The sequence below is a fragment of the Mumia sp. zg.B53 genome (genome assembly GCF_019550935.1).
Taxonomy (GTDB): domain Bacteria; phylum Actinomycetota; class Actinomycetes; order Propionibacteriales; family Nocardioidaceae; genus Mumia.
In genome coordinates, this window is record NZ_JAHWCK010000004.1 from 1 (window position 1) to 26,307 (window position 26,307).

At 70.6% G+C, this 26,307-nt stretch carries 25 protein-coding genes and 1 other RNA gene; 17 read left to right on the forward strand and 9 right to left on the reverse strand.

Features of this window, described 5'->3' with window-relative positions:
- Positions 1-115 precede the first annotated feature (115 nt).
- The 6 genes from KV102_RS14140 to KV102_RS19625 all read left to right on the forward strand — a co-directional run bounded on the left by KV102_RS14140 (position 116) and on the right by KV102_RS19625 (position 7,292).
- Positions 116-1,117: a tetratricopeptide repeat protein gene (locus KV102_RS14140; protein WP_255561085.1), complete on the forward strand. Its 1,002-nt coding sequence runs from the start codon at positions 116-118 to the stop codon at positions 1,115-1,117.
- An 87-nt stretch (positions 1,118-1,204) separates the two neighbouring features.
- Positions 1,205-2,926 carry a sulfatase-like hydrolase/transferase gene (locus KV102_RS14145; RefSeq protein WP_220346675.1) on the forward strand — a complete coding sequence of 574 codons (1,722 nt, stop codon included), beginning with the start codon at positions 1,205-1,207 and terminating at the stop codon, positions 2,924-2,926.
- A 69-nt stretch (positions 2,927-2,995) separates the two neighbouring features.
- Entirely contained in the window at positions 2,996-4,111 is a 1,116-nt protein-coding gene (gene prfB / locus KV102_RS14150) for a peptide chain release factor 2 (protein WP_220346676.1), read from the forward strand.
- A 19-nt stretch (positions 4,112-4,130) separates the two neighbouring features.
- Positions 4,131-4,820 (forward strand): cell division ATP-binding protein FtsE, encoded by a 690-nt coding sequence (ftsE, locus tag KV102_RS14155; RefSeq protein ID WP_220340873.1) that lies wholly within the window; start codon positions 4,131-4,133, stop codon positions 4,818-4,820.
- 9 nt (positions 4,821-4,829) lie between these two features.
- Positions 4,830-5,750 carry a permease-like cell division protein FtsX gene (ftsX, locus tag KV102_RS14160; protein ID WP_220340874.1) on the forward strand — a complete coding sequence of 307 codons (921 nt, stop codon included), beginning with the start codon at positions 4,830-4,832 and terminating at the stop codon, positions 5,748-5,750.
- A 117-nt stretch (positions 5,751-5,867) separates the two neighbouring features.
- Positions 5,868-7,292: a M23 family metallopeptidase gene (locus tag KV102_RS19625; protein WP_220346677.1), complete on the forward strand. Its 1,425-nt coding sequence runs from the start codon at positions 5,868-5,870 to the stop codon at positions 7,290-7,292.
- 19 nt (positions 7,293-7,311) lie between these two features.
- On the opposite strand, the gene KV102_RS14170 is transcribed toward KV102_RS19625, so the two are convergent.
- Positions 7,312-8,724 carry an MFS transporter gene (locus KV102_RS14170; protein ID WP_220346678.1) on the reverse strand — a complete coding sequence of 471 codons (1,413 nt, stop codon included), beginning with the start codon at positions 8,722-8,724 and terminating at the stop codon, positions 7,312-7,314.
- An 88-nt stretch (positions 8,725-8,812) separates the two neighbouring features.
- Between KV102_RS14170 and smpB the strand changes: the two genes are divergently transcribed.
- The 3 genes from smpB (at position 8,813) to ssrA (ending at position 10,674) form a co-directional block, all read left to right on the forward strand.
- Positions 8,813-9,292, forward strand: coding sequence for an SsrA-binding protein SmpB (smpB, locus tag KV102_RS14175; RefSeq protein ID WP_220340878.1), 480 nt, complete (start codon positions 8,813-8,815; stop codon positions 9,290-9,292).
- Positions 9,289-10,194 carry an amidohydrolase family protein gene (locus tag KV102_RS14180; protein ID WP_220346679.1) on the forward strand — a complete coding sequence of 302 codons (906 nt, stop codon included), beginning with the start codon at positions 9,289-9,291 and terminating at the stop codon, positions 10,192-10,194. Before smpB ends, KV102_RS14180 begins: the two co-directional genes overlap by 4 nt.
- A gap of 108 nt (positions 10,195-10,302) precedes the next feature.
- Positions 10,303-10,674, forward strand: a transfer-messenger RNA (tmRNA) gene (ssrA, locus tag KV102_RS14185).
- Positions 10,675-10,795: 121 nt separating this feature from the next.
- Here the strand turns inward: ssrA and KV102_RS14190 are convergent.
- The 5 genes from KV102_RS14190 to KV102_RS14210 form a co-directional block, all read right to left on the reverse strand.
- A complete protein-coding gene (locus KV102_RS14190; protein WP_220346680.1) occupies positions 10,796-12,436 on the reverse strand; it encodes an APC family permease in 1,641 nt (546 codons plus the stop codon).
- Between the two features lie 221 nt (positions 12,437-12,657).
- A complete protein-coding gene (locus KV102_RS14195) occupies positions 12,658-12,828 on the reverse strand; it encodes a hypothetical protein (RefSeq protein WP_220340881.1) in 171 nt (56 codons plus the stop codon).
- 13 nt (positions 12,829-12,841) lie between these two features.
- A complete protein-coding gene (locus KV102_RS14200; RefSeq protein ID WP_220340882.1) occupies positions 12,842-13,138 on the reverse strand; it encodes a WhiB family transcriptional regulator in 297 nt (98 codons plus the stop codon).
- 70 nt (positions 13,139-13,208) lie between these two features.
- Entirely contained in the window at positions 13,209-13,370 is a 162-nt protein-coding gene (locus tag KV102_RS14205) for a hypothetical protein (RefSeq protein WP_220340883.1), read from the reverse strand.
- Positions 13,367-13,639, reverse strand: a complete 273-nt coding sequence (locus tag KV102_RS14210) for a hypothetical protein (RefSeq protein ID WP_220340884.1) — start codon at positions 13,637-13,639, stop codon at positions 13,367-13,369. Before KV102_RS14210 ends, KV102_RS14205 begins: the two co-directional genes overlap by 4 nt.
- A gap of 223 nt (positions 13,640-13,862) precedes the next feature.
- Here KV102_RS14210 and KV102_RS14215 point away from each other — a divergent pair, with 223 nt between their 5' ends.
- Positions 13,863-14,783 carry a MerR family transcriptional regulator gene (locus tag KV102_RS14215; RefSeq protein ID WP_220340885.1) on the forward strand — a complete coding sequence of 307 codons (921 nt, stop codon included), beginning with the start codon at positions 13,863-13,865 and terminating at the stop codon, positions 14,781-14,783.
- A 38-nt stretch (positions 14,784-14,821) separates the two neighbouring features.
- On the opposite strand, the gene KV102_RS14220 is transcribed toward KV102_RS14215, so the two are convergent.
- Positions 14,822-16,246, reverse strand: coding sequence for an MFS transporter (locus tag KV102_RS14220; protein ID WP_220346681.1), 1,425 nt, complete (start codon positions 16,244-16,246; stop codon positions 14,822-14,824).
- A 115-nt stretch (positions 16,247-16,361) separates the two neighbouring features.
- On the opposite strand from KV102_RS14220, the gene KV102_RS14225 reads away from it, so the two are divergent.
- Entirely contained in the window at positions 16,362-16,622 is a 261-nt protein-coding gene (locus KV102_RS14225; protein WP_220340887.1) for a hypothetical protein, read from the forward strand.
- Position 16,623: 1 nt separating this feature from the next.
- Here the strand turns inward: KV102_RS14225 and KV102_RS14230 are convergent, their stop codons facing one another.
- Entirely contained in the window at positions 16,624-16,950 is a 327-nt protein-coding gene (locus tag KV102_RS14230; RefSeq protein ID WP_301022589.1) for a TraR/DksA C4-type zinc finger protein, read from the reverse strand.
- A gap of 105 nt (positions 16,951-17,055) precedes the next feature.
- Between KV102_RS14230 and poxB the strand changes: the two genes are divergently transcribed.
- The gene (gene poxB / locus KV102_RS14235) at positions 17,056-18,789 is read left to right on the forward strand and encodes a ubiquinone-dependent pyruvate dehydrogenase (protein ID WP_220340888.1); all 1,734 of its coding nucleotides are present in this window, start codon (positions 17,056-17,058) and stop codon (positions 18,787-18,789) included.
- A 16-nt stretch (positions 18,790-18,805) separates the two neighbouring features.
- Here poxB and KV102_RS14240 read toward each other — a convergent pair whose 3' ends face one another.
- On the reverse strand, positions 18,806-20,020 hold the full coding sequence (locus tag KV102_RS14240; RefSeq protein ID WP_220346682.1) for a glycoside hydrolase family 3 N-terminal domain-containing protein: 1,215 nt from the start codon (positions 20,018-20,020) through the stop codon (positions 18,806-18,808).
- A gap of 128 nt (positions 20,021-20,148) precedes the next feature.
- Between KV102_RS14240 and KV102_RS14245 the strand changes: the two genes are divergently transcribed.
- The 5 genes from KV102_RS14245 (at position 20,149) to nadC (ending at position 26,306) form a co-directional block, all read left to right on the forward strand.
- Positions 20,149-21,717, forward strand: coding sequence for a diguanylate cyclase (locus tag KV102_RS14245; RefSeq protein ID WP_220346683.1), 1,569 nt, complete (start codon positions 20,149-20,151; stop codon positions 21,715-21,717).
- A gap of 134 nt (positions 21,718-21,851) precedes the next feature.
- Positions 21,852-22,541 carry an NUDIX domain-containing protein gene (locus KV102_RS14250; protein WP_220340891.1) on the forward strand — a complete coding sequence of 230 codons (690 nt, stop codon included), beginning with the start codon at positions 21,852-21,854 and terminating at the stop codon, positions 22,539-22,541.
- 68 nt (positions 22,542-22,609) lie between these two features.
- Positions 22,610-23,881: a quinolinate synthase NadA gene (gene nadA, locus KV102_RS14255; protein WP_220346684.1), complete on the forward strand. Its 1,272-nt coding sequence runs from the start codon at positions 22,610-22,612 to the stop codon at positions 23,879-23,881.
- Positions 23,878-25,458, forward strand: a complete 1,581-nt coding sequence (nadB, locus tag KV102_RS14260; protein WP_220346685.1) for an L-aspartate oxidase — start codon at positions 23,878-23,880, stop codon at positions 25,456-25,458. Before nadA ends, nadB begins: the two co-directional genes overlap by 4 nt.
- Positions 25,452-26,306 carry a carboxylating nicotinate-nucleotide diphosphorylase gene (nadC, locus tag KV102_RS14265; RefSeq protein ID WP_220340894.1) on the forward strand — a complete coding sequence of 285 codons (855 nt, stop codon included), beginning with the start codon at positions 25,452-25,454 and terminating at the stop codon, positions 26,304-26,306. The genes nadB and nadC overlap by 7 nt, the downstream gene beginning before the upstream one ends.
- Position 26,307 lies beyond the last annotated feature (1 nt).

The window sequence follows — 26,307 nt, forward strand, 5'->3', positions numbered from 1 at the left end:
CCCCCCCCCCGCCCCCCCCCCCCCACGACCCATTTGTGCGTCCGGAGCGCGGAGATCCCGCGCCCGGGTGCAGAGATGAGCGAGACTGAGCGCAGACAGCGCGGAAGGAATCACGATGAGCGAGCGTGGCAACCGGGGCGGTCAGGACCGAGGAGGCCAGGGGCGCAGCGGTCAGGGCCGCGGCGGCCAGGGCGGAAGCGGTCAGGGTGGCAGCGGCCGGGGCCGTGGCGGCCCGGGGAGCGACCAGAGCCGTGGCGGCGGTCAGGGCGACCGGCGGGGTGGCCCGTCGAGCCGTGGCACTGGTCCCCAGCGTTCGGGTGGGCGGCCGGGCGGATCTGCCGGCGGCTCTCGCGGACCGCGCCGTGACGACGACCGCTCACGTCCCCCTCGCGACGGCGACCGCTCGCGTCCGCGCCGTGACGACGACCGGCAGAGTGCTCCGCGCCGGGTCGAAGGCCCACCGATCCCGGACGGCGTCCACCCCGACCAGCTCGACAAGAGCATCCGTCGGCTCCTGACGTCGCTCACCCCTGGCAAGGCAGACTCGGTCGCGTCCCACCTCGTGGCCGCTGGCATCCTGATCGACGAGGATCCTGACCTGGCCTACAAGCATGCACGCGCTGCTCGTGAGCTCGCGCCCCGGATCGGCGTGATCCGCGAGGCTGCCGGCGAGACGGCGTACGCGGCCGGCCGGTGGGCCGACGCCCTCGCGGAGCTGCGCGCCGCGAAGCGGATGACGGGTGGCTACGACCACATCGCCCTCATCGCCGACGCCGAGCGTGCGCTTGGCCGTCCTGACCGGGCGCTACGGGTCATCGCCGATGCGCGCGAGAAGATCACGGACATCGACGTGCGGGTCGAGGCCGCGATCGTCGCCGCCGGTGCGCGTCGTGACCTGGGCCAGGTCGACGCGGCCATCGCCCTCCTGCAGCAGGAGCCGCTCCACAACTCGAGCCCCACGACGTGGCTGGCTCGCCTTCGCTACGCGTACGCGGATGCGCTCGCGGAAGCCGGCCGTACGCAGGACGCTCTGGAGTGGTTCCACCGTGCGCTCGGGGCTGATCCGCAGCACACCACGGACGCCCAGGAACGGATCGCGGCGCTCGAAAAGGCCTGACCTGGGGCGACACGCCGACCGGGGGGCACGCGGTCGGGCATCGTCGTACACTCGTGCCTCCGCCCTTTTGCTCGAGGAGGATCCTGCGTGCGTTTCACAGTCAGGCGTGTGGTCGTCGCCGCGGTTGCGGCGACGGTCGTGGTCGGCGCCGGTGTGGTCGGCGTCACCGCCGTCCACAACCCGCTCCCTGTCTCGGCCGACGCCGGAAAAGCCTCCGCCGCAGCCGGAGGCGCGGTGGGGTCCTCTGCCGGGACGACCGTCCCTGCGGGGACGGCGCGCTACCGGCCGAACGTCGTCGCGATCGTCGCCGATGACCTCGACTCCTCGCTCGTGAAGTACATGCCCAACGTCAAGAAGCTCCAGGCGCGTGGCGCCGACTTCAGGCGGCACTTCGTCGTCGACTCGTTGTGCTGCTCGTCGCGTGCTTCGTTCCTGACAGGGATGTACCCGCACAACTCGAAGGTCTTCAACAACGTGCCTGGCGGTGACCCGGCCAACCCGGTCGGTGGCTATGCGGCCTGGGCGAAGGCCAAGAACGACACCAAGACGTTCGCCTACGCGATCACCCGACCGAACGCCGGCTATCGCACCGGGTTCTTCGGCAAGTACATCAATCGCTATCCGGGCACCCCCGGGACCGCGCCGCCACCGGGCTGGCACACGTTCAACGCGCTGACCGCCAACATGTACGCGATGTGGAACTACACGATGACCTCGGTGACCCGCAACCGCGCCGGCGACCGGGTCCTGACCAATCGCCGCTTCGGCACCAAGAACAGCGAGTACTCGACCGACGTCCTGCGTCGTATGGCGGTGCGACACCTGCAGGGCGCCGAGCGTCAGAACGCGCCGTTCTTCGTCGAGATCGCCCCGACGGGCGTGCACCACCGCAACGGCAATCCGGCGCGCAAGGGTGATGCCAAGTATCCGCCGGCGGCGCGTGACCTGCCCCGTACCGGCAAGAAGGCCAAGAAGAACCCGCGCCTGCGCCACGGCGACTGCGGTCCGGTCCGCTGCGACAGGATCGACGTCAGCAAGCACCCCAGCTTCAACGCCAGCCGTGGGACCTCACGCCCGCGCTACGCCGACGGCCGGATCGGGCCGTCCTTCGGCCAGACCAAGAAGCTCAACCGCAAGCAGGTCAAGAAGATGCGGAAGCACTACCGCAACCGCGTCCGGATGGCCCAGTCGGTCGACGACCTCGTGGGCGCCGTCATGCGGACGGTCGGCCCTGACACCTACATCGTCTTCACCAGCGACAACGGCTACCACCTCGGCCACCGGCGGCTCAACCCCGGCAAGTCGAGCGCGTACGACACCGACATCCGTGTCCCGCTCGTGATCGCCGGCCCGGGCGTCGTCCGTGGGCCTCGATACCAGGTCGTGCAGAACATCGACGTGGCGCCGACGTTGGAGCAGATCGCCGGGATCAAACCGTCGGCCGTCCGTGACGGGCGCTCGCTGATGTCGATCCTGCGCAATCCCCGTGCCACAGGGTCGCGGTACGCGTTCATCGAGCACACCCGGCCGCCCAAGACGGCCGACGACCCCGACGGTGAGGGCCTGACCGGGGCGATTCCGTCGTACATCGCCGTCCGGTCCGCCGATACCCTCCTGGTCCGCTACGACACGCAGGACGGCGCCGAGGCCGGCCACACCTACGAGTACTACCGCGGCCTCTCGCGCGCGGGTGCCTGGGAGCGGTTCAACCTGTTCCGACCGAGCGATCCCGTGGTGCAGGAGCTCCAGCGGCGGCTCGAGGCGTACGAGGACTGCAAGGGCGCAGGCTGTGTCGCGCTGACACGCTGAGCCCTGCTTGGGCCCGCCGCGCTCGCCCTCGGATCATCGGGCCAGGGTCCGGCGGGTAGGCTCGTTGTCGTGGCAGGACGAGATCTCGACGCAGCAATCAAGTCCCTCGACGCGACGATGACGTCGATCGAGGCCGTTCTCGACCTCGACACGATGAGGGCAGAGATCGCCGAGCTCCAGGAGAAGGTGTCCGCACCCGACCTGTGGGACGACCAGGCGCACGCCCAAGAGGTCACCGGGCGGCTGTCGGTCCTGCAGGCCGAGACCGAGCGGGTCATCAGCCTCCGGCAGCGCATCGACGACGTGAGGGTGCTCGTCGAGCTCGGCCGCGAGGCTGACGACGCCGACGTCCTCTCCGAGGCCGACGTCGAGCTCGAGCGGATCGAGAAGGCCGTCGAGGCGCTCGAGGTCCGCACGCTGCTGTCGGGGGAGTACGACGCCCGCGACGCCCTCGTCACGATCCGCTCCGGCGCCGGCGGCGTCGACGCCGCCGACTTCGCCGAGATGCTGCAGCGGATGTACATCCGCTGGGCCGAGCGCCACAAGTACTCCGTCCAGGTCTACGACACCTCGTACGCAGAGGAGGCGGGCCTCAAGTCCACGACCTTCGCTGTCAAGGCGCCGTACGCCTACGGGACGCTCTCGGTCGAGTCGGGCACGCACCGGCTCGTCCGGATCAGCCCCTTCGACAACCAGGGGCGACGTCAGACGTCCTTCGCCGCGGTCGAGGTCGTCCCCGTTCTCGAGCAGACCGACCAGATCGACATCCCCGAGGACGAGATCCGCGTCGACGTCTATCGCTCCTCGGGGCCCGGCGGCCAGAGCGTGAACACGACCGACTCCGCCGTCCGGCTGACCCACATCCCGACCGGCACGGTCGTGAGCTGCCAGAACGAGAAGAGCCAGCTCCAGAACAAGGCCAGCGCCATGGTCATCCTGAAGGCCAAGCTGCTCGCGCTCAAGAAGGCGGAGGAGCGCGCCCACCTCGACGAGCTGCGCGGTGACGTCCACGCCTCGTGGGGCGACCAGATGCGGTCGTACGTCCTCAACCCGTACCAGATGGTGAAGGATCTGCGGACCGACTACGAGACGGGCAACACCCAGGCGGTCTTCGACGGCGAGATCGACGGGTTCGTCGAGGCCGGTATCCGGTGGCGGCGTGGCGCTGAGGGAAGCACTCCGTAGCCTTGCGTACACTCGCACGGTGATCCGCTTCGAGAATGTCAGCAAGACCTATCCGGGGCAGCCGCGACCGGCCCTGGAGAAGATCAGCCTCGAGATCGAAAAGGGCGAGTTCGTCTTCCTCGTCGGCCAGTCGGGCTCGGGCAAGTCGACGTTCCTCCGCATGATCCTTCGCGAGACCCGTCCCTCGACCGGCCGCGTCTACGTCGCCGGCAAGGAGATCAACCGCCTCGCCAACTGGAAGGTCCCCAAGCTGCGGCGCCAGCTCGGCACCGTCTTCCAGGACTTCCGCCTGCTGCCCAACAAGACGGTCTCCGAGAACGTCGCGTTCGCGCTCCAGGTGATCGGCAAGCCCCGCTCGGAGATCCGGCGCGTCGTGCCGGAGACCCTGGAGCTCGTGGGCCTGGAGGGCAAGGGCGAGCGCATGCCCGACGAGCTCTCCGGCGGTGAGCAGCAGCGCGTCGCGATCGCGCGCGCGTTCGTGAACCGACCGATGATCCTGATCGCCGACGAGCCGACCGGCAACCTGGACCCGGTCACGTCGGTGGGCATCATGAAGCTGCTCGACCGGATCAACCGCACCGACACCACCGTCCTGATGGCGACGCACGACGCGGGGATCGTGGACCAGATGCGCAAGCGGGTCATCGAGCTCAGCGGTGGCGTGCTGGTCCGTGACCAGTCGCGCGGCGCCTACGACTACGAGAACTGACGAGGACCGATGGCACTGGGAAGCATCTTCTCCGAGCTCACGACAGGGCTGCGGCGCAACTTCTCGATGACGGTCTCGTTGGTCGTCACGATGAGCGTGTCGCTGGTCCTCGCCTCTCTGGGGCTTCTCCTGCAGGCGCAGGCCGACCGTACGGAGAAGTACTTCGGCGACCGGCTCCAGATCCAGGTCAACCTCTGCACGCAGAACTCCTCCGCGGAGACGTGCGTCGGCGGGCGGGCGACCGAGGAGCAGGAGCAGGCGGTCGCGGCTGCGCTCGACGGCAACCCCGAGGTGCGCTCCGTCGAGCGCTGGAGCCCCGAGCGCAACTACGAGCAGGCGCAGGAGTGGCTCGGCCAGAACGAGGAGGACCGCAAGCAGCTCGAGGCGCTGGGCCCGGAGTCGTTCGGCACGTCCTACATGGTGACGCTGCGCAACCCCAACCAGTTCGAAGGGGTCCAGAGCCAGATCAGCGGCATGGACGGCGTCAACTCGGTGGTCAGCATGCGCGACCTCCTCGCCCCGCTCTTCGAGGTGCTCTCCAAGCTCCGGTGGGCCGCGCTCGGGACGTCCTTGCTCCTGATCGTCGCCGCCGTCCTCCAGGTCTCCAACACGATCCGGATGACCGCGTACGCCCGTCGTCGCGAGATCGGCATCATGCGCCTCGTCGGTGCGTCGTCCTGGCACATCCAACTGCCCTTCCTCCTGGAGTCGCTGGTCGCCGCGGTGATCTCGGCCGTGCTGGCGTGCGCCGGCCTGGCGGCGTTCATGCACTTCGTCGTGTACGGGTTCCTCCGTGACCGGCTCGCCGGTCTCACCACCTGGGTGCGCTGGGAGGAGGCGCTCACGGTCATGGGATACACGACCGTACTGGCGCTGCTGCTGGCCCTGGTGCCGACGGTCGTGATGACGCGCCGCTACCTGAAGGTCTAACCGAGTCGTTGGTCTCGACCAACGGTTGCGGCACGCCCGGGCGCGTCGAAATGCGCGGAAGGTCCCGAATGACGGGCTAGCGTCACCCACGGAACTTCCCCGACCAGAGGCAGGCCCGTGGTGCGACTCGTCATTCCCCGGCGTGCCGGCACGCGCGTCCGCACCGCCCTCGTGCTCTGCCTGCTGATCGCGCTGACCGGAGCGGCTGCGAGCCCCACGCTGGGTGACGACAAGGACGACCTCAAGAACCGCCGCAACCAGGTCCAGTCGGAGATCTCGGGAGCCCAGGCCGAGCTCGACCAGTCGAGCGCCCAGCTCGCCGCCGCGACCCGGACGCTGCAGAGCTCTCAGGTGAGCCTGTCGTCGGCGCAGACGTCCCTGGCGACCACGCGGGTCCAGCTCGCGGCGGCCCAGGCACGTGATGCCGCGATGCAGGCAGCGCTCCTCAAGGCGCAGGCCGAGCTGGTCGTCGCCAAGAAGGACGCGAAGAGGGGACGCCGGAGCCAGCGCCGGGCCTCCCGTGTGGTCGAGCGGATGACCGTCGAGTCCCTGCAGGGCGGGTCGCCCAGCCTGCGGGCGTTCTCTGCCCTGGTCAACGGCGTCGATCCGGCGGCGTACGGCAAGCAGGTCAGCCTCGACCAGGCCGTCACCGACGCCCGCCTCGCCAAGGTTGACACGCTCGAGGCGACCAGCATCGTCCTCGACCTGCACCGCGAGAAGGTCCAGAAGCTTCGCGACGAGGTCAAGGTCAAGCGCGAGGAGGCAGCCGAGAACCTCGCGACGCAGCAGCGGCTCGAGAAGGATGCGCGCGAGCAGGAGGCCGAGGTCGCCCAGCTCGTCCAGGCCAACGCGGTCGCCCAGACCACCGCGCAGCAGGCCCGATCCTCTGACGCCGCCCAGCTCGCCGCCCTGGAGTCCGAACGCTCCTCGATCTCGGGGAGGCTGAAGGCGATCGCTGCCGCGGAGCGCGCCGCACTGGCCCGGGCGGAGGCGCGCGAGCGGGCGCGGCAGCGCAAGGAGGCACAGAAGAAGCGCGACGGCTCCGGTGGTGGTGGGAATGGCGGCGGCTCGGCGTCCGGCAACTCCGGCAACTCCGGCAACTCTGGTGGCGGCGGGGGCGGCGGCGGTGGTGGCGGCTCGTCCTCGGGCAACCCCCTCTCGTACCCCGTGAGCGCCCCCATCACGTCCTCGTACGGCATGCGCTTCCACCCGGTCCTGCACTACTGGAAGCTGCACGACGGGACCGACTTCGGCGCTGCCTGCGGGACGCCTGTGAGAGCGGCGGCCGGGGGGCGGGTCGTGGACCGCTACTTCAACGCCGGCTACGGCAACCGCGTCATCATCGCCCACGGTCAGAACCGCGGCTACAGCGTCGCCACGACGTACAACCACCTGTCGCGGTTCTCGGCGCGGCCCGGCGAGCGCGTCCAGCGTGGAGAGGTCATCGGCTATGTCGGGTCGACGGGCTACTCGACCGGGTGCCACCTGCACTTCATGGTGCTGCTGGACGGTGACACCACCAATCCCATGAAGTGGCTCTGACGGCGGGGGCGGTTCTCGATCAGCGCCGCCGGCGACGGTCGGTGAGCAGATCGACGAGCCCGAGGACCAGCGCGCCGACGACGAAGGCCACCGTGGTCCGCAGGGCGAGGGTCATCGACGCCACGTAGTCGCCGTCGGTGCTCTCGAGCTGGCTGAAGAACTGCGCGAGCACCAGCGCGACCCCGATCGCGCTGCCGACGCGCTGCGCCGTCTGGAGCATGCCGCCCCCGGCACCGGCGTGACGGACGTCGACCTCCGACAACGTGATCGTGACGTTGGGGGAGATCACCAGTCCGCCGCCGAACCCGGCGACGATCAGCAGCGGAGCGAGCCACAGTCCGACACGGTCGTCGAGGTGGGGGACGAGAAGGTCGACGCCGACCAGCCCGACGATGACGAGGACCAGACCGCTCACCACGAGCGCTCGGCCGTAGCGGTTGACGAGCCGACCACCCAGCCACGCCGCGACCGCCGACCCCAGCGCGAACGGCATCTGGGTGAGGCCGGCCTCGAAGGCGGTGTAGCCGAGGCCGTTCTGCAGATACAGCGTGAGGACGAGGAAGATCGACGTGAAGCCGGCGAAGTAGAGGGTGCCGAGCCCGAGGCCGAGCATGTACGACCGGATCCGTACGAGCGAGAGGTCGACCAGCGTCGCCCGGCCGGAGCGCGCCCACCAGCGCTCCCACGCGGCGAACGCGCCGAGCAGCGCGAGGGCGACTCCGACGACCCACCACGGGCGTGAGGAGAGCGACTCGCCCCGCGTCCCCTCCACGAGCGGCAGGAGCACGAGGAAGGTGGCGGCACCGAACAGGAGGACGCCGACGGGGTCGAGCGACTCCCGAGGCCCCAGCTCGGAGCGGGGGAGCCAGCGCAGGGCGAGGACCAACGCCACGATGCCGACGGGGACGTTGACGAAGAAGACGTACCGCCACCCGTGCTCGGCGCCGCCGAGGGTGACGAGCACGCCACCGAGCAGAGGTCCGACCGCGGTCGAGATGCCGACCGTCGCACCGAACAGGCCGAACGCGCGGGCCCGCTCGTCCCCGCGGAACATGTTCTGGATGAACCCGGAGACCTGCGGGTTGATCAGACCGCCACCGACCCCCTGGAGGATCCGGGCCGCCGCCAACCACGCGGGATCGGACGCCGCTCCCGCGAGGGCGCTCGACGTGGTGAACACGACGAGGCCGATGCAGAAGACGACCTTCCGGCTCAGCGCGTCGCCCAGCCGCCCCGCGGGGACCAGCACGATGCCGAACGCGAGCGAGTAGCCGGCGACGATCAGCTGGATCTGCGAGTCCGACGCCTCGAGCCCGCTGCGGATCGACGGCAGCGCCACGTTGACGATGCTGACGTCGAGCAGGGTCATGAAACCGGCGGTCAGGCACACCACGAGGGCGCCCCAGCGTGTGTCCCGAGGTGCGTCTGTCACCGTCCGAACGTACGCCGTCACGGGCCCGCGCGCGGATCGATGACCTCCCTCGCGTGAAAGGGGTGGACGACGCTGGGAGAATGGCCAGATGGCCAAGGACACCGGCATCAAGCTGATCGCGCAGAACCGCAAGGCGCGGCACGACTACCACCTCGACGCCACGTACGAGGCGGGCATGGTCCTGTCCGGGACCGAGGTCAAGTCCTTGCGTGAGGGACGGGCCAACCTCACCGACGGCTGGGCCGACATCGAGGGCGGCGAGGTGTGGCTCCACGGGGTGCACATCCCCGAGTACGCCCAGGGCACCTGGACCAACCACACCGCTCGCCGCAAGCGCAAGCTGCTGCTGCACCGGCGCGAGATCGAGAAGATCGAGAAGGCCGTGTCGACGCCGGGCGTAACGCTCGTGCCGCTGTCGCTCTACTTCTCTTCCGGACGGGCCAAGGTCGAGATCGCGGTGGCGCGGGGCAAGAAGGCGTGGGACAAGCGCCAGGCGATCGCCGAGCGTCAGGCCACGCGCGAGGTGCAGGCCGAGGTGGGGCGCCGGGTCAAGGGCATGCCGGGATGACCCTGGCGGGGATCACGCCGCCCGGCGAGGACCTGAGGGACGAGGACCTGCCCGCTCTGGCGGCCGCGCTGGGGATCCCGGGGTTCTTCGACGTGCACGTGCACTTCCTCCCCCCGCGGGTGATGGACAAGGTCTGGTCCTACTTCGACGCCGTCGGACCGCTGACCGGGCGGCCGTGGCCGATCCGCTACCGCCAGCCCGTCGACGAGCGCGTCGAGCAGCTCGGCCGGATGGGCGTCCTCCGCTACTCGGCTCTCCCGTACGCGCACAAGCCGGGTATCTCCGAGTTCCTGAACGACTGGGCCGCGGGCTTCGCCGACAGCTTCGGCAACGCGCTGCGGTCCGCGACGTTCTATCCCGAGCCTGAGGCCGGGTCGTACGTCCGACGCTCGATCACCGACGGCGTCGAGATCTTCAAGACCCACCTGCAGGTCGGCGACTTTGACCCGACCGACCCGTACCTCGACCCGGTCTGGGGCGCGATCGCCGATGCTCAGGTGCCGGTCGTCGTGCACGCGGGATCCGGGCCGGCGCCTGGGACCTACACCGGGCCTGAGCTGATCGGCCGGGTCCTCGCCGCGTACCCCACCCTGCCGATGATCGTCGCCCACATGGGGATCCCCGAGTACGAGGACTTCCTCGGGCTGGCCGAGCGCTACGTCAACGTCCGTCTCGACACGACGATGGTGTTCACCGACTTCACCGAGGAGACCGCTCCGTACCCGCGTGACCTGCTGCCTCGGTTGCGCGATCTCCAGCCCAAGGTGCTGCTCGGGACCGACTTCCCGAACATCCCGTACGCCTATGCGCACCAGGTGGAGGCGCTCGCACGACTCGACCTGGGGGACGCGTGGCTGCGCGACGTCCTGTGGCACAACGGCCTGCGGCTGTTCGACGCCTGAGGTGACCTGTGGAATACCGGTCGTCGCTGCAAGGTTGGACCAGGTATCGTGGTCGTGCGCGAGCGGTTCAGAGCCGGTCGCGTGGGTCACAGTTGACAACATCACAGCGGGGCTGATCGGTTTCGACTTTGGTCGTACGTAGCAGGAGAAGCGAGCCGAGAATCCAGGGTCATCTCGTAAACGTTCCTTGGAAACCAATAAGTGCCAATTCTAAGCGCACTGACTTCGCCCTCGCCGCCTGAGGCGAGCTAGGTGAAGGGTCGGCCTGGGAACGCCTCCGTCCCAGTCACCGGCCTCAGCTAGGAGGCTTGCTCTGTTAGTCCGGTCGCGGGACTGACAGGGGACATCAACAGCGACTGAGCCTGTCGACGACGCGTCTGCTCGAGCGTCGGGGCTGAGAAAACGACATAGCAGTCTGCGCTCGGAGAAGTCCTGGTTCTGCGCTGAAGGACGCGGGTTCGATTCCCGCCAGCTCCACCACATGCAGTCCCCGCACCACGAGGCGCTCCCGGCCACCGGCCGGGAGCGCCTCTGTGTTTTCTCTCAGGCTGTCTGCAGCGCGGCGTCATGTCTCCGCGCGGATCCCTCCGACCCGCATGCGTCATTCATGCAGACCAGCCGCGTCACGCCCCGAGTCTCCGGTCCGGACCTCGCGGACGGTGGCGACCGCTGCGGCTGCCTCGGCGGCGGGCAGCGCCGAGCGTACGCCCCACTCGAAGAACGCCAGCGCGAACAGGGCGACGGCGACCATGTCGACACCGGACGGCAGCAGCTCACGGCCCCCGCCGAACCTCCCGACGAAGGTCAGGGCCAGCAGCCCGACGTAGTAGGGACCGAGCCACACGAGCGAGCGCAGCGCCAGGGCTCGCCTCAGCTCGGGGTCCCGGACCATGCGCCACGCCAGCACGGCGATGCCGACCGCGATCGGGATCGTCACCTTGATCATCGTGTCCCACCCCGTCCAGTAGACGATCAGGCTGACCACGACGAAGGCGACGCGTGCGAGCACGGGCAGCCCGCGGAGGCGGAACGGCCGTACGCGGTCAGGCACCTGGCGACGCAGCGCGACGACGGTCACCGGGCCGAGCGACATCGACAGCACGATGGCGCCGGAGTTGAAGGCGAGCAGCTCCGACCAGCCGTCACGGAAGACGAGCAGCAGCAGGAGCCCGGCCGCGAGGTTGAGGACCATCGCACGCAGCGGGATGCCGTGACGCGAGAAGACCGACACGGTCCGTGGAAAGAGGCCGTTCTGTGCCACCGCCACTGCGAGCCGGCCGGTGGAAGCCGTGGAGACCAGACCTGCGCCGAACGGCCCGAGCACCGCGTCGGCCAGGACGAGCTTGGCGAGCACGGCCATGCCGAGGCCGGTGAGCAGTGCGGCGAGCGGGCCGTTCGCCCCACCGCTATCGAGGCCGGCCCAGCCACGATCGAGGTCCCCTGGGTCGACCGCGCCGACGAAGCCGACCTGGAGGGCGGTGAAGAGCGCGGTGCAGATGAGGATGCCTCCTACGAGTGCTACCGGGATGGTCCGCTGCGGCCGCCGTGCCTCGCCCGCGAGGTCGAGCGCGTGTCGGAAGCCGAGGAACGCAAAGACGACGCCACCCGTGGTGAGGGCCCCGAGGACTCCGGCCACGCCCTCGGGAGCGAAGCCGGTCTCGCGGATCGGCGCGGACGAGAACTGAGTGAGGAGAGCAACGGTGACGGCCACCGGGATGAGCAGCTTCACCCAGGTCAGCGCGGTGTTGACCCGGGTGAAGAGCGCCACCCCGTACGCGTTGAGGGCCGTGAAGGCCACCAGGACGACGGCTGCGGCCGCGATGCCCGGGAGGCTGAGCGGACTCTCGCCGCTCGAGGAGGTCTCAGCGACGAAGAGCCAGTCGAAGGCCGCCTCGTTGCTGGCGTACTCGAGCATCGCCTGGGTCTCGATCGGCGCCGCGGTCACGTACCCCACCCAAGCGACCCAACCGATCGCGATGCCGACGCCTTGTCCGTGACTGAAGGTGGGAAGGAGCCCGAGGCCCCCGACGACCGGCAGCATGGCAGAGACCTCGGCGAAGACGAGCACCACCGTGATCAGCATCAGGCTCGCGATCGGCCACGCGATGATGGAAGCGGGTCCGGCCTGCTGGGCAGCGAACAGCGGGGCGAACAGGATGCCGGATCCGACCACGCCGCCGACGACGACGAAGGTCAGGCCGAGTGGGCCGACGGAGCGGCTGGGAGCGTGCGGCGCAACCATCACAGTCGACGGTATCCATGGCCCGCCACCTCGGCACGCTCACTGTCGTGTCGCCGACCACGCTCGACGGGCCCGATTCGGTGAGGAAATCGGGAATCCTCGGCGGAAAACCCCGATCTCCTCACCGAATCGCGGGAGAGGGGGCGGGGCGGGGCGGCGGCCCCGGACGTACGAAAGTCTCCGACCGGATGGACGGAGACCCTTCGTACGGGGTGCTGCTCTTAGTCGGAGTCGGTCCCGTCCTGCGGGGGGACCGGGTCGATCCGCCAGGTGACACCGCTCGTCAGGGTGGTGACGACCTCGGTGACGGCGCGGTGCTCAGGATCGCGCGGTTGTCCTGAGGTCGAGGCCTTCACCTCGTCCTGAACGCCCTTGCTGCGGAAGACCCCCATGTGTCGGACGTTATCAGCTGGCGCGGCGCTCGGTGCCGGTCTCGACCAGGGCGTTGCGCTCGCCGGTGTTGAGGCCGCCCCACACACCGAAGGGCTCCCGGACGCGCAGTGCGTGGTTGAGGCACTCGTTGACCACCGGGCAGACGGCGCAGTACGCCTTGGCCTTGGCCTCACGGTCGTGGCGCTTCTTGCCACGCTCGTGCTCGGGGCTGAAGAAGATGGACGTGTCGGCGCCGTTGCATGCGCCCTGGAACTGCCACTCGTACTCGTCCATCAGGGGCATCGGGAGGCGGGAGATACTGCTGCTCATGTCTACTGCTCCTCAATCGTGCTGGTCTTATGTGGTGCCAAGTCGTGCGCGGTCGTGGTGACCGGATGTCTCATGTCGGGGTGGGTGCGAACCAGTCGTTGTTGATCGTTCGCACCGAGATCGTGCTGCGTGCGGCGTGCGCGGGGGAGAGGTCGGCCTCGGCGAATCGCCCGATCAGACGGTCGATCGTCAGGCGACCCTGGAGCCAGGGGCGGGACAGCGACGTGGTCATGCCGCGTCATCGATCAGGCCGGCGGCGGCGGCGAGCTCGTCGCGAGAGAGCCGCCCAACCTGCTCGATCCAGGTGGTGTCATCGGCGGCGTGCGTCCGTGCTGCGGCGCGGTGCGTCGCACGGATGACACTGCCTGCGGATGCCACTCCGGTCATTCCCTGGAGGAGCTCCTCCTGCAGGGCGAGCAAGGACCGGTGTCGCGGCAGGGACAGCACCGTGGTGATGCTGCGACCACGGCGGACCCGTACGGTCTGCTCGTTCGTCCTCACGGTGACTCCTTGCTCTCGGCGGGAGCCAAAACGTAGCACGCGAAGTTGTTCACCTGTCAAATCCCTGAACCAATTTTCTTGGTCAGAATCGCTGTAGATCCAGCGATCGGCCTCCGAAGCGTCCACGTTCAACCAGTTCAAGCCTGACGAATCGTGAGCAGGTTTATACTCTGTCGCAGACGCCGCCCGACTAGAGAGGCACCGGATGGCACCCTCTGAAGGCATGAGCGTGCGCGATGTCGCCGTACGCCTCGGCGTGCCGGCGGCGACCCTGCGCACGTGGGAGCGCCGCTACGGACTTGCTCCCTCAGGCCGCAGCGCGGGTGGGCACCGTCGCTACTCCGAGGAGGACGTCGGCCGGCTGGCCGTCGTGGCGCGGCTGGTCGCGGACGGCATGTCCCCCCAGCTCGCGGTCGCGGCCGTACGCGCCGACCCGCACGTGTCCCCGATGGGCCTCGGTCGGGCGCAGGAGCAGATCAGCGGCGAGCTCGTGTCGGTCCTCCTGGCGGCGGCCGCCCGCGGTGACACCGCGGCGATCCGTCGGCACGTGTCGCGCGCGGTGACCCAGCGCGGGGTCGCGCGCGCGTGGGACGAGGTCCTCGTCCCACTGCTCCAGGCGGTGGGCGAGCGCTGGCGGGACCCGGCGTTCGGGATCGCCGGCGAGCACCTGACGACCGAGATCGTCATGACGACCCTGCACGGTGCGACTGCCCGGGCCGAGCAGCGCACTCGCGGGTCGGCCGATGGAGAAGTCCTTCTCGCCTGCGCTGAGGAGGAGCAGCACTCGCTGCCGGTCGCCGCCCTCGAGGCCGCGCTCGCCGAGGCGGGGACGGCGAGCCGATCGCTCGGGGGACGGGTTCCTCTCCCGGCGATGGTGGACGAGCTGGTCAGGTCCCGGCCCAAGGTCGCGTTCGTGTGGGCCTCGATGCGTCGTCCCGACCCCAGCCTCCTCCTCTCGCTCCAGGAGTCGGCGCTGTCGCCGGTCCTCGTCCTGATCGGCGGTCCGGGCTGGGCCAAGGTCACGCCGCCCGAGCCTCGGGGAGGTGTGGTCTTCGAGCCGGTCGCGGACCTCCCGAGCGCGGTCGAGAGGATCGTCGTCGCCGTCCGCTCGTGGCAGGGCGCGCTGGTCGACGACGAGATCTGACCCCGGGCGCATCAGACGTCGGGCACAGCAGACGTCGGCTACCTGATCGACGCGGTCGGCCGTGCCTCGACCCGCGAGGCGGCCGCCGCGCCGCACAGCGCGAGCGCGGCCGCAGTGGCGAGGATCCCGGCCAGGACCGCGCCGGGCAGGGGCGTCCCCACGATCGCGATCGCCGCCCCTGCGACCGCGATCAGCATCGACTGGGAGATCGTCGCCGCGAGCATGGACGCGGCCGTGAGCCGGCCCTGCTCGTCCTCCGGAGCGAGCGCGAGGAGATGGGTCGTGAGCGTCGGGGAGCCGACACCCATGCCGATGCCGGCAGCAGCCCACAGTGCGAGCCCTGCCCAGACGGGGAGCCGGTCGATCGCGACCATGGCCGGACCGAGGATGCCAAGGCAGATGAGCGCGAACGATGCCCGCACGCGTCCGGTCACGGTCGTCCGACGCTGGACCGCGGACGTGCCGTTCACCTGGGAGCCCAGGGCCCACGACAGCCCCGTGATCGTGAGGCTGCTCGCCGCGGCTGCCGGTCCCAGCCCGTGGACTGAGGTCAGCATGAGCGGGATGAAGGCGCCGGCGCCGGCGAAGGACGCCGCCCGAAGGCCCTGGCTCGCGACCACGGCGGGCAGTCCGGCGGCGAACCGGGCGGTGCCACGAGGGAGCACGCGCCGTGCGCCGATCAGGATCAGCGCGAGTCCCGCGCCCACGGCGACACCTCCGACGATCGCCGTCGACCCGCTGTGTGCGCTGTGTTCGAGGCCCGGGCCGCCCAGCGTCAGGGCAGCCAGACCGGCGGACACCACGGCAGCCGAGACCAGGATCTGACGCGTGTCCGGGGGTGCCGTCGACGGCTCCGCGGCGTCCGCACCTCGAAGTGTCCGCAAGGACGGCCGCAGGGCGAGTGCGGCCGGCACCGTGAGGGCGATCGCGACCAGGAAGACGGACCGCCATCCGACCAGGTCGGCGAGCACCCCGGCGATCAACGGCCCGATCAGCGAAGGGACGATCCACGCGGTCGCCATGGCCGCGAACATCTTCGGACGAAGGCTCCTCGGGAGCACGCGGGCGACCAGTACGGTGAGGGCGACGTCGAGGAGCGCCTCGGCCACCCCCGTGCCGACACGTCCGACGAGCAGCACGGTCATTCCCGGCGCGGCTCCCATCACGAGCTGGGAGAACGTGAAGACGAGCAGGCCGGTCGCCAGCGCGGGAGTCGGCCCGCGCCGATCGCACCAGAGGCCCGCAGCGACCGTCGCGACGACCGACGAGATGAGCGGTGCAGCGGCAGCCGCGCCGAAGAGCGCCATCCCGTCGAGGTGGCCGGCCACGGTGGGCAGGATCGCGACCGTCGCGCGGTTCTCGAACGCGCCGAGAGTGACGAGCGCGAGCGCTCCGACGACGAACGGCAGGCAGGGGGGATCCCACAGGCTCGAGGGAGTGTTCGAGCGGACGGAGGCAGGCATGAGCGAGATCGTCACACCTCAAGTTCACTGGAGGTCAAGCCACTGGCCGAGGCGTGCCCTTGTCACCCGTACGGGTCGTCGGTACGGTCACGTCGACCCCTACTCGAGGAGAAGCATGTCCAAGCTCGCCCCGCTCGCCGGAACGCTGATCGCCGCCACCGGCGCCGCCCACTTCGTCACCCCGCAGACCTTCGCGTCGATCAACGAGGCGGCGTTCCCGGAGAACACCGGCGAGTGGATCAAGCGCAACGGAGCCACCGAGGTGGCGCTCGGGCTCGGACTGCTCTCGCGCCGCACCCGCAAGCTCGCCACCGTCGGGCTGGTCGCCTACACGGCGTTCCTGGGCAGCCGCGTCGCCGCCCACCGCGCCGGCTGAGTCAGGCGCACCCGACGCACGTGCGTGCGGCCGGTCGTACGGCGAGCCGTTCGGCCGGGATCGGTCGCCCGCAGCGCTCGCACACCCCGTAGGTTCCGGCGGCGGCACGACCGAGTGCGGCGGTGAGCTGCTCACGCTCGGCCTCGTGACGAGCAATCAGCGCGGACATCTGCTCGCGTTCCCACGCGATCGTCGAGCCCTCGGGGTCGTGCTCGTCGTCGGCGTTGGAGGACTCCGAGGCCGCCACGATCGCCGCATGGTCACGGCGCAGCGCGGCCAGCAGCTCCTCCAGGCGCTCGAGACGCTCGACGATCGCGGTGGTGTCCACGAGCAAGCTCAACGACACCGGCAGGGTCGATCATTCCTGCCGGTCCACCCGGGCGATGTGACGATGGCCAGAGTCGGAGCACGGCCGCCGAACCGGGGAGTGACGATGCCGAGCACAGCAGAGGTGATGATCGAGACGGTCAAGGCCGCAGGTGTCAAGCGGGTGTACGGCCTGCCCGGCGACTCGCTCAACGCCTTCACCGACGCGCTGCGCAAGGACGGAACGCTCGAGTGGGTGCACGTCCGGCACGAGGAGGTGGCCGCGCTGGCTGCCGCTGCGGAGGCGCACCTGACCGACGAGGTCGCCGTCGTGGCCGCGAGCTGCGGGCCCGGCAACCTCCACCTCATCAACGGTCTGTACGACGCCCAGCGCAGCCGGGTGCCTGTCGTCGCCATCGCCTCCCACATCCCGAGCTCGGAGATCGGCAGCGGCTACTTCCAGGAGACCCATCCTCAGCAGCTTTTCCAGGAGTGCTCCGTCTACTGCGAGATGGCAGGGACGCCCGAGCAGCTGCCACGGATCCTCGAGATCGCGTTCCGTACAGCCGTGGCCGAGCGAGGCGTTGCGGTCGTCGTGGTGCCGAGCGACGTGATGCTGGCCGAGGCCTCAGGGCGCCGTCCTCCGTCGACGATCCAGGCGAGCCGCGCTGTCGTCGTCCCGGCCCATACCGACCTGCTGCGCGCTGTCGCCCTGCTCGACGCCGCCGAGCGGGTGACGATCCTCGCCGGCGCGGGGTGCGCCGGGGCTCACGGCGAGCTGGTCGGTGTCGCGGAGGTGCTCAAGGCTCCGATCGTGCACACGATGCGCGGCAAGGAGTACGTCGAGCACGACAACCCGTACGACGTCGGGATGACCGGGCTGCTGGGCTTCTCCTCCGGGTACCGCGCGATGGAGGCGTGCGACGTGCTGCTCATGCTCGGCACCGACTTCCCCTACCCGCAGTTCTTCCCCGAGCACGCGGCGGTGATCCAGGTCGACGTGCGCGGTGCACAGCTCGGGAAGCGGACGCCGATCGATCTCGGGCTGGTCGGCGACGTCGGTGAGACCCTGCGCGTGCTGACCCCGCTGCTCGACCCGCGCAGCGACGACGGCCACCTGATGAAGATGCTCGCGCACTATGCCCGGAGCCGCAAGGAACTCGACGAGCTCGCCGGCCCGGGGGGTGACGGGCCGTTGCACCCGCAGTACGTCGCGCGGACGGTCTCCGAGATGGCCAGCGCCGACGCGGTCTTCACCTGCGACGTAGGCACGCCGGTGATCTGGGCGGCGCGCTACCTGGAGATGAACGGGCAGCGGTCGATCGTCGGGTCGTTCACCCACGGGACCATGGCGAACGCCCTGGGGCACGCGATCGGCGCCCAGGCGGCGTACCCGGGCCGGCAGGTGGTCGCCCTCTGCGGTGACGGAGGGCTGTCGATGCTCCTGGGCGACCTGATCACGCTCGTCCAGCAGGAGCTCCCGGTGAAGATCGTGGTCCTCAACAACGCGTCCCTGGCCTTCGTGGAGCTGGAGATGAAGGCGGCCGGCATCGTGAACTTCGGCACCGGTCTCACCAACCCGAGCTTTGCCGCGATCGCGCGGGCGATGGGCATGCACGGCGAGCGGGTCGACCAGCCGAACCGGCTGCCGCACGCGATCTCCGAGGCGTTCGAAGCGCCCGGACCGGCCGTCGTGGAGGTGATGGTGGCCCGTCAGGAGCTGGCCATCCCCCCGACGGTCACCGCCTCGCAGGCGAAGGGCTTCACGCTCTACGCACTCAGGACCGTGCTCTCCGGTCGGGGTGACGAGGTGGTCGACCTGGCCCGGACGAACGTCTTCGGGCGGCGGCGCGACCGCTGAGCACCTGAGGGCGGCCTCAGCGGGCGGCGTGGTCGCGCTTGAGCGCGACCACCCTCGCGGCCGCCTCCTCGACCCGGGCCCGGAAGGCCGGGTCCTGGCGGGCCCGCGCGAGCACTGCCGCAGTCATCTCGGGCATCTGCGCCGGATCGATCGCGAGCACGAGGTCGCCACCGGCGCGGAGGAAGTCGACGGCGCGCTCGGCAGGCGTGCGGTCCTTGACCTGCTGCGCCGCGGAGAGGTCGTCGGACACCACCACGCCGTCGAACCCCATCCGCTCACGGAGCAGCCCGGTCACGATGGGTCGGGAGAACGCTGCCGGCTCGTGCGGGTCGATGCGGTCGAACGTCGCGGTCGCCATCATCACGACACGCGCTCCAGCGGCGATCGCGTCCTCGAACGGCCGCAGGTACGGGTCGGTCGCCGTCGTCTGCGAGTCGTGCACGTCGTCGCTGGTGTCGGTGTTGGCGGTCACCCGGCCGAGGCCGGGGAAGTGCTTCACGGTGCCGATCACGCCCGCGTCCTCCATCCCGCCGAGGAACGCGAGGCCCTTGCTGGAGACGGCCTGCGGCGTGAATCCGTACTGCCGGTCGAACGCGCCGATCGGAGCGTTCTTGGGGGCGAACGCAGCGCTCGGCACCGTGTCGAGGACGGGGGCGAGGTTGAGGTCCACGCCGGCTGCCCGCAGCTCGCGCCCCCAGGTCGTCGCCCGGCTCCGCAGGGTCGCTGCAGACCATCCGCCCTGCGAGACCGCACTCGGCAGGTCGGTGAACCCCCGACCGCGCAGCACCTGGACCTGGTCGCCCTCCTGGTCGGTCGCGACGAGGAGGGGCACCGAGCCCGTGCTGTCTGACCCGACTTCGTCGCGCAGCGTGCGTACCACGCGGGCGGTCGTCGCGACCCCGTCGTCGCTACGGCCGCGCAGCATGACGTTGCCCACGTGGTGGTCGCGGATCGAGTCGAGGGTGGCGCTCTCCGCATCCGACGGGGACGTGCCGGTCATGAAAACCTGCCCGACGACCTGAGGCAGGGTGAGTCCGGTCACGGCGGGCGGGCGGGGTGCCGACGGGCTGGGCGCCGACGGGCTGGGCTCGGAGGGTGCACTCGTGGCGGGCGTGGTCGTCGTCGCTGAGGCCTCGGCCGCGGGCCGGGGTGCCGACTCGCCGCACGCCGGAAGGACGAAGACCGCGGCCAGCGCGAGCGCGAGACGGCGCGTCACGAGGGTTGCGCTCATGCGGCCCAGGGTAGTCGGCCACGTCGTGCCGTCCGACCCGGCCGTGAACCCGCGATGCAGTTCACTGAAAGCAGGCATCGAATCGGACGATAGCGGCCATAATGGCGTGTACTCGGGGAAGGAGCGCGATGACCTCATCGATCACGTCGTCGCATGCGGCACGCCTCACCACCGCGCTGGGGGCGATCAGGGCCGGAGACAACGACTCCGCCGTCGCCGCGATGAAGACCCTGCTCCGTGACCTCGGGCACGATCCGTCGGAGCTGCGCGCAGCGGCGGAGTACGTGCTCGTGATCGCTGCCGTCGAGTCCGGGGCCTGCGGGCAGGCCTCGCGGGCGGCTGCCGCCTGCCAGGCTGTCGGTCTGGCGCTCGACGAGCCCGGCTGGGTGGCGATCGGTTGTGCCACGCGTGCGATCGCGGTGCTCCAGGACGACCGCCCCGCCGACGCGGTGAAGGATCTCGTACGTGCCGAGTACGAGCTGCGCGACTCGCGCCGGGACGACCTGCGCGGGTGGGCTCACACCCACCTCGGCCAGGCCTACGAGAGGTTCGGTCTGTTCGAGCTCGCGGTGCCGCACTACGAGGCGGCGATGGCCATCGAGGACCGCCTGCTCGACCTCGCGGGCTCCCGCGCGATCGACGCGCGCAACCTTGCCTCGGTGAACTACCACTGGGCCAAGGAGCTCGACATGCTGATGGAGCCCGACCTCGAGTCCGAGGTCGAGCGGCGTCGCGTGGAGGTCGTGCGTTGGGCCGAGCGCTCGCTGACGCTCGCCGACTCCGAGCACGTCGGGGGCTCGGTCTTCCCCCTGGCCCGGTATCTGCGCGCGGCAGCCGGCTGGCCCACGGACCCCGCTCGGTGGATCGGTGAGCTCCACGTGTGCCGGAGCAACCTCAGCGAGGCCCACGTGGGCTTCGAGATGGAGGCGACGGCACTCCTGGCGGTGGCCTATGTCGAGGTAGGGGAGATCGCCCAGGCCCAGCGCGAGGCGCGCAGGGCGCTGATCCGGCTCGACGGGATCGACGACCTGAACGTTCAGCGCTACGTCCGGTGGGCGACGTTGCGGGTCGCCGACGCGATGGGCTATCCGTCCGCGGGGGCGGGTCTCGGTTATGGACGGAGCGTGTCGTGGGCGTGGCGCCAGCAGCACCGCAGCGACCTCGAGATGATGCGTGCGGCGATCGCCGGGTACGAACGCTCGCGGGCGCACGACGCCGCTGTGCAGGCAGCGCGCGAGGACGCGCTCACCGGTCTGGGCAACCGTCGTGCCTTCGACGAGTGGATCGCCGACGCGGCGGTGTCGAGCACAGAGGTCTGTGTGGTTCTCGTCGACATCGACCGGCTCAAACAGCTCAACGACACCTACGGCCACGCCGTCGGTGACGACGCGCTCAAGACGGTGGGCGAGCTGATCCGTACCAACACCCGGAGCGAGGACCGGGCGGCCCGGCTGGGTGGTGACGAGTTTGCCATCGTGCTCTCCTCTCCCGATCCCGTCGAGGCCCAGCTGGTCATGGACCGTCTCCAGCTCGCCGCGCGGGTCGTCTCGCTGAAGCCATGGGTCGAACAGCCCGGCATCGGCCTGAGCATGGGCCTCGCGACGTGCAGCGAAGGGCTCTCCTCCGAGGCCCTGTACGCGGTGGCGGACGCGCGGATGTACGAGGACAAGCGTCGCCGTTCCGGCGCGGTCGCCTGAGCCGTTCCGGCGCGGTCGCCTGAGCCGTTCCGGCGCGGTCACGCATGCCGGGGTAGCCAGTAAAGGTGATGATGACTATTATGTGTTCAGGTCACCCAGACCTTTACTGGTGACTCGACAGCGAGGGGGACCGGATGTCCGGGATCGAGATCGCGGTCTCCACGGTGATCTTCGCGCTGCGGCACGATGACCGGACCGACCGCACCTCGTTGTGGATGCCTCTCGTGCGCCGCGTCAAAGATCCGTACAAGGGCAGCTGGGCGCTCCCCGGCGGTCCGGTCCACGAGGACGAGGACCTGTCCGACACCGCGCGCCGGACGCTGGTCGAGACGACGGCGCTCAGCCCGAAGTACCTCGAGCAGCTCTACACGTTCGGCCACGTCGCGCGCGCTCCGCAGCCGGTGCCCGGTCCCCGGGTCATCTCCGTCGTCTACTGGGCGCTCGTGCGTCCCGAGGAGGCGGAGCGCGGCATCGAGGACGACAACGTCTCGTGGCGACCCGCCGACGAGCCCCCCGAGCTCGCCTTCGACCACTCGACGATCGTCGAGTACGCGCTCTGGCGGCTGCGGACCAAGATGGAGTACTCGCGGATCGCCCAGGCATTCCTCGGTGAGACGTTCACGCTGGCCGAGCTGCGCCACGTGTACGAGGTGGTGCTCCAGCGCACCCTCGACCCCGCCAACTTCCGCCGCCAGGTCGAGGCGAGCGGCGCCGTCGAGCCGACGGGGGACTACCTCGTCGGCGGCCGCCACCGACCCCCGAGGCTCTATCGACATCGCGAGGCGAGCGACCTCGCGGACAACGGACCCCTGACCCGGCCGTGACCACCACAGTCCCGTCGTACGACACCTCTCGCCGGCCGGTGCCGGCTCCTTCCAGGAAGGCCCTCACCATGTCCTCTGTCGACACCGTCGTCCGAAGCGCACCCGGCGCCACCTGCGACCCGAGCCTGGCCGACGGCCCGTGGACCGTGGATCTCGCACCACCCTCGTACGGGCCTGGCGCCTCCGTGGGCGACGTGATCCCCGCGGCGGCGCCCCGCCAGGGCGTCCTCCCGGCGGCCTACACGCAGATGTCCGCCGACGAGCTCGACGCCCGCATCCGCGCCGCCAAGGACGCCCTCGGCGACCGGCTGGTCGTCCTCGGCCACTTCTACCAGCGTGACGAGGTCGTCCGGCACGCCGACTTCGTGGGCGACTCCTTCCAGCTCGCGAACGCCGCGCTGACCCGCCCCGACGCCGAGGCGATCGTGTTCTGCGGGGTCCACTTCATGGCCGAGACCGCCGACATCCTCTCCGGTCCGCAGCAGGCCGTGATCCTCCCGAACCTCGCGGCCGGGTGCTCGATGGCCGACATGGCCGACATCGACTCCGTCGAGCAGGCGTGGGCCGAGCTCGAGGCGGTCTACGGGACCGAGCCTGACGCCGACGGCAGGCTCCCCGTGATCCCGGTGACCTACATGAACTCCTCGGCGGCCCTCAAGGGCTTCTGCGGCGACCGCGGCGGCATCGTGTGCACGTCGTCCAACGCCGAGACCGTGCTGCGGTGGGCGTTCGAGCGAGCGCAGCGTGTGCTCTTCTTCCCCGACCAGCACCTCGGTCGCAACACGGCGAAGGCGATGGGCGTGAGCCTCGACGCCATGCCCATGTGGAACCCGCACAAGCCGCTCGGCGGCAACGACGAGCAGACGCTGCGGGACGCGAAGGTTCTGCTGTGGCACGGCTTCTGCTCGGTGCACAAGCGGTTCACCGTCGCTCAGATCGAGAGTGCGCGCGCAGCGCACCCGGACGTCCGCGTGGTCGTGCACCCGGAGTGCCCCATGCCGGTCGTTGACGCCGCCGACGAGGCAGGTTCCACCGACTACATCCGCAAGGCGGTGGAGTCTGCGCCGGCTGGGACGACGTTCGCGATCGGGACGGAGATCAACCTCGTCCAGCGGCTCGCCGTCGAGCACCCCGAGCACACGATCTTCTGCCTCGACCCGGTCGTGTGCCCCTGCTCCACGATGTACCGGATCCACCCCGGCTACCTCGCCTGGGTGCTCGACGGGCTCCTCGAAGGACGGGTCGAGAACCAGATCCAGGTCGACCCGCAGGTCGCCGACGGTGCCCGCGTCGCGCTCGAGCGCATGCTGGCCGCCCGCCCGCCGGAGCGGGCAGCATGACGAGCCGTGCTCGGCCCCGACGCCTCCGGGTGGTCGTGGTCGGCAGCGGGATCGCGGGGATGACGACCGCCGTCGAGGCGAGCGTTCACCACGACGTCGTCCTTCTCACCAAGGGAGCGCTGGGCGAGGCGACGACCCGGTACGCGCAGGGCGGGATCGCGGTCGTCCTCGACGCTACGGCGCGAGCGGGCGTCGAGGACTCCGTCGCGGCGCACGTCGCGGACACGGTGACCGCAGGTGCCGGACTGGTCGACCGTGCGTCGGCCGAGGTGGTGTGCGGTGAGGGACCCGACGCGGTCGCGGCGCTCATCCGGTGGGGCACCCGGTTCGACCGGCAGGACGGGCGACTCGCGCTCGGCCTGGAGGCGGCACACTCGGCGCCGCGGATCCTGCACGCCGACGGCGACGCGACCGGGGCCGAGATCGTCCGTGCGCTGTCCGCAAAGGTGCAGACGGGCGCGCTCGCCGTGCACGACCACGCCATGGTCACCGACCTCAGCCTCCGCGACGGCGCGGTCGTGGGCCTCACCTGGGTCGGCGCCCCGAGCGGGCGCCCCCGGACGCTCGAGGCGGATGCCGTGGTCCTCGCGACCGGGGGAGCCGGACAGCTCTACGCGCACACCACCAACCCCGTCGGCTCCACCGGTGACGGCCTGGCCCTCGCCCTGCGTGCGGGAGCGGTGGCGACGGACGTGGAGATGTACCAGTTCCACCCGACCCGCCTGGCCGTGCCCGGCGGGGGACTGATCTCGGAGGCCGTCCGGGGGGAGGGAGCCGTGCTCCGCGATCAGGCGGGGCGGCGGTTCATGCGTGACGTCCACCGCGACGCCGAGCTGGCACCGCGCGACGTCGTGGCCCGTGAGATCGCTCGGGTCATGCACGAGCAGGGCGGTGAGCCGGTCCTGCTCGATGCCACCGCCCTCGGTGCGGAGTTCCTCGCCCGACGCTTCCCGGGCCTCGACGCGCGCTGCCGCGCCCATGGGCTGCGCTGGGACGAGGGACCGATCCCCGTCACGCCCGCCGCGCACTACTTCATGGGCGGCATCCGGACCGACCTCGACGGGCGCACGAGCGTCCCCGGGTTGTACGCCGTCGGCGAGGCCGCGTGCACGGGCCTGCACGGCGCGAACCGTCTCGCCTCCAACTCGCTCCTCGAGGGCGCGGTGACCGCACGGCGTTGCGTGTCCGCGCTCCAGGAGCCCGGAGCGGCCGCGTGGGACGGTGAGCCCACCCCGTACGCCGCCGAGCCCGTCGGAGTGACGACCGGTGGGCACACCGCAGGCGCCCTGGACCGGGACGAGCTGCAGACGACGATGTGGGCCGCCGCGGGACTCGTCCGCGACGGCGACACCCTCCAGGCGGCGGCCGACGCCATCGCCGGGTGGTCCCCGACCGTCGACGGGACCACGGCGGCGTACGAGGACGCCAACCTGCTGGAGGTTGCGCGGGTGGTGGTGACGGCGGCGCTGGCCCGGGAGGAGTCGCGCGGCGCCCACTTCCGGTCCGACCGTCCCGACCGTGACCCCGCCTTCGACCGCCACCTGTCGTGGGTGCGGAAGGGAACACTCGCATGCTGACCGACACGCTCATCAGGTCCGGGGTGCAGGCAGCACTCCAGGAGGACTCGCCGTGGGGAGACCTCACGGGGGAGGTGCTGGTCCCGGCGGAGGCGGTCGCCACCGCGCGCATGGTGGCCCGGGAGGCCGGAGTGCTCTCCGGCGGGCGGGTCGTCGACGTGGCCTTCACGACCGTCGACCCCGCCATCTCGGTCCGGCTCGAGCGGGCAGACGGTGACGCGCTCGAGCCGGGGACGGTCGTCGCGACCGTGGTAGGTCCCGCCCGGGGCGTCCTTCGCGCCGAGCGCGTCGCGCTGAACTTCGTCCAGCGGATGTCCGGCATCGCCACACAGACGCGCGCGTACGTCGAGGCCGTCGCCGGGACGGGTGTGCGCATCGTCGACACCCGCAAGACGACGCCGGGGCTTCGGGCGTTCGAGCGGTACGCCGTGCGGTGCGGCGGCGGGCACAACCACCGGTTCTCGCTGTCGGACGCCGTGATGGCCAAGGACAACCACCTCGCTGTCCTCGGCGACGACCCGGAGCGCATCACCTCGGCGCTGCGAGCCGCGCGAGAGGCGCTCCCGCACACGGTGCACCTCGAGGTCGAGGTCGACCGCCTGGACCAGCTCGATGCCGTCCTTGCGGCCGGTGTCGACACCGTGATGCTCGACAACTTCACGCTCGAGGACCTCCGTACCGGTGTCGAGAAGGTCGCCGGGCGGGCGCTGGTGGAGGCCAGCGGCGGCATCACGCTCCCTCGGGTCGGTGAGATCGCGCTGACCGGGGTCGACCTGATCTCGGTGGGGGCCCTCACGCACAGCGTCGCCGCGCTCGACCTGGGGCTCGACGTCGAGGTGGCGGTCTAGG